A 3301-nucleotide genomic window follows, 5' to 3' on the forward strand; every position below is an offset into this window, starting at 1 on the left:
CGGCAGTGCCACCGACACCATGCCGCCGCGACCGGCCAACCGGCGCAACACCCGCGACCGCAACGCCACAACCCGGGCACCGTCCTCCAACGACAGCACACCCGCAACCACAGCAGCCGCAATCTCACCCTGCGAGTGACCCACCACAGCAGACGGCTCAACACCCCACGACCGCCACACCTCGGCCAACGACACCATCACCGCCCACAACGCGGGCTGCACCACGTCGACCCGCGCCATCAGCTCCGGATCGCCCAGGGCAGCCGACAGCGTCCAGTCGGTGAAGGCGCTCAGCGCGGTCTCGCACTCCGCGAGCCGGTCGGCGAACACCGAAGAACGGTCGGCCAGCTCGCGGGCCATGCCGACCCACTGCGAACCCTGACCGGGGAAGACGAACACAGTCCGGCCGGGGTCGCCCGCCACGCCGCGCACGAGCGCGGGGTGCGTTCCGCCCTCGGCCAGCGCGGACAGGGCGGCGGCCAACTGCTCGCGGTCACCGACGAGGACGGCCCGCTGGTCGAGCGCCGCGCGGCGGGCGAGGGTGCGCGCGATATCCGCGACACCCAGGTCGGTGTGCGGGAGCAGCCGCTGGGCCTGAGCGACGAGCGCGGCCTCGGTGCGCCCCGACAGCACCCACGGCACGATGTCCGCGGGCACCGCCCCGGCGGGCGTGGCGGGCTCGGCTTCCGGGGCCTGTTCGAGGATGACGTGCGCGTTCGTGCCGCTCACGCCGAACGACGACACCGCGGCGCGCCTGCTCCGGTCGACCTCGGGCCAGGGCCGCGACTCCGTCAGCAGCTCGACCGCGCCCGCAGACCAGTCCACGTGCGACGACGGCGCGTCCACGTGCAGCGTCTTGGGCAGGATGCCGTGGCGCAGCGCGCCGATCGCCTTGATGAGCCCGGCAACACCCGCGGCGGCCTGGGTGTGACCGATGTTCGACTTCACCGACCCCAGGTACAGCGGCTCCGTGCGACCCTGGCCGTAGGTCGCCAGCAACGCCTGCGCCTCGATCGGGTCACCCAGCGAGGTGCCCGTGCCGTGCGCCTCCAACATGTCCACATCGGCCACGCCGAGGCGCGCGTCCTCCAACGCCTGGAGCACGACGCGCTGCTGGGACGGTCCATTCGGGGCGGTGAGCCCGTTGGACGCGCCGTCCTGGTTGACCGCCGAACCCCGCACGAGCGCCAGCACGGGGTGCCCGTTGCGCCGGGCGTCGGACAATCGCTCCAGCAGGAGGACGCCTGCGCCCTCGCCCCAGCCGGTGCCGTCGGCGGCCTCGGCGAATGCCTTGCAGCGGCCGTCGGCGGCCAGGCCGCGCTGGCGGGAGAACTCGACGAAGCCGTTGGGGGTGGCCATGACCGTGACGCCGCCCGCCAGCGCCAGGGAGCACTCGCCTGCCCGCAGCGCGCGCACCGCCAGGTGCAGCGTGACCAGGGACGACGAGCACGCGGTGTCCACCGTGACCGCGGGGCCTTCGAGGCCGAACGAGTAGGAGATGCGGCCCGACAGCACACTCGCGGCGTTGCCGGTGGCCAGGTAGCCCGAGGACTCCGCGGGCGAGTCGAGCACCAGCGTCGCGTAGTCCTGCCCGTTGGTGCCCGCGAACACGCCGACGCGCTCGCCGCGCTGACCGCGCGGGTCGAGCCCGGCCCGCTCGAACGCCTCCCAGCACACCTGAAGCATCAGGCGCTGCTGGGGGTCCATCGCGACGGCCTCGCGCGGGGAGATGCCGAACAGGTCGGCGTCGAAGGCGCTTGCCGCGTCGAGGAAGCCGCCCTCGTGGGCGAGCGAGGTGGTGCGCAGCGCGTCGAGGTCCCAGCCGCGGTCGACCGGGAACGGGCGCAGCGCGTCCGACCCCGCGGCGACCAGGTCCCACAGGTCCTCTGCGGACCGCACGCCGCCGGGGAACCGGCACGCCGCCGCGACGACGGCGATCGGCTCGGTGAGCGCGTCGCGCTGGTCGCGCAACTGCTTGCGCGCACGCTGCAGGTCTGCCGTGACCAACTTCAAGTAGTCACGGAGCTTGTTCTCGCTCGACAAGACTGGCGACACCTCCGCGGAACAGCCGGATCACGCACTACGGCTCGACACGACCACATCGTTGGATCCCAGCAGCCGCCAACACTATGGACGGCGACATGCACCGACAACCCCTAGGTGCCCGCCCTTCTCCGCCCCCTGTGGGGTACCCACCCCTACCTGCCCCGAGGGCACCCCTAAGCGTGTTCCACGAACCCGCCACCCACCCGGCACTACGACAGACGGGCTGACGCCACCCCCTCGGGGAGCGGGCCCCGACGCCCCGGCGCGAGCGTCCGCAGTGCTCCGCGCCAGGGCCGGGGCCCGCTGTTCCGCCTCGTCCGCCCGCTCACTCCTGGCCGAGGTTGCGCTCGATGAGGGCGAACAGCTCGTCGTCGGAGTCCAGGGACAGGACGGCCTCGTCCTCGTCGCGCTCGTCGGTCGCGCCCGCCCCGGTCCACGCGTCGAGCAGGCCGCGCAACCGGACCGCGACCCTGGCCCGGTCGAGGGCGTCGGCGGCCGCGGCGCCGAGGTCGCACTCGATGCGGTCCAGCTCGGCCAGCAGCGCGGGCAGGCCCGCGGAGCTGAGCTGCCCCACCGCGAAGGCGGCGAGCGCGCGCGGCGTGGGGTGGTCGAACACGGCCGTGGCGGGCAGGGCCAGCCCGGCCGCGCCCAGCACGTTGCGGAACTCCACCGCGGTCAGCGAGTCGAACCCGAGGTCCCGGAAGGACTTGTCCGCGGGCACGGCGTCGACCGACGGGTGGCCCAGCACGGCGGCGGCGGCCTCGCGCACGGCCTCCAGCGCCACGTGCTCGCGGTCGGCGGCCCCGGCGAGCCGGGCGGCGAGGTCGGGGACCCGGGCGGGCGCGGCGGCCTGGGTCGCGCGCGCCTCGGGCAGGGCGTCGAGCAGCCTGCCCCGCCGGACCGCGGTGAACGCCGCGGCGAAGCGCGGCCAGTCCACGTCGGCCACGGTGACCACCGGGTCCGCCCCGGTGGCGCAGCGGGCCAGGGCGGCCAGCGCGCGGTCGGGGTCGAGCGCGGCCAGGCCGCCGCGGCCGAAGCGGCCGTCGAGGCCCGCGGCCATGCCGTCCTCGGCCCACGGTCCCCAGGCGATCGAGGTGGCGGGCAGCCCGGCTCGGCGGCGGGCGCGGGCCAGCGCGTCGAGCTCGGCGTTGGCCGCGGCGTAGTTGCCCTGGCCCGCCGCGCCGAAGGTGGCCGAGGCCGAGGAGAACAGCACGAACGCCGACAGCTCGCGGTCGCGGGTCAGCTCGTCGAGCAC

At 74.9% G+C, this 3301-nt stretch carries 1 protein-coding gene and 1 pseudogene; both read right to left on the reverse strand.

The annotated features are described in order from the left end of the window. Positions 1–2043, reverse strand: a pseudogene (locus L6E12_RS33335) (type I polyketide synthase); the annotation flags it as partial. Between the two features lie 328 nt (positions 2044–2371). Then, positions 2372–3301: KR domain-containing protein (locus L6E12_RS33340; RefSeq protein ID WP_236231903.1), on the reverse strand; the 930-nt coding region annotated here is incomplete at its 5' end.

Source organism: Actinokineospora sp. PR83, from assembly GCF_021056305.1.
GTDB classification, from domain to species: Bacteria; Actinomycetota; Actinomycetes; order Mycobacteriales; family Pseudonocardiaceae; genus Actinokineospora; species Actinokineospora spheciospongiae.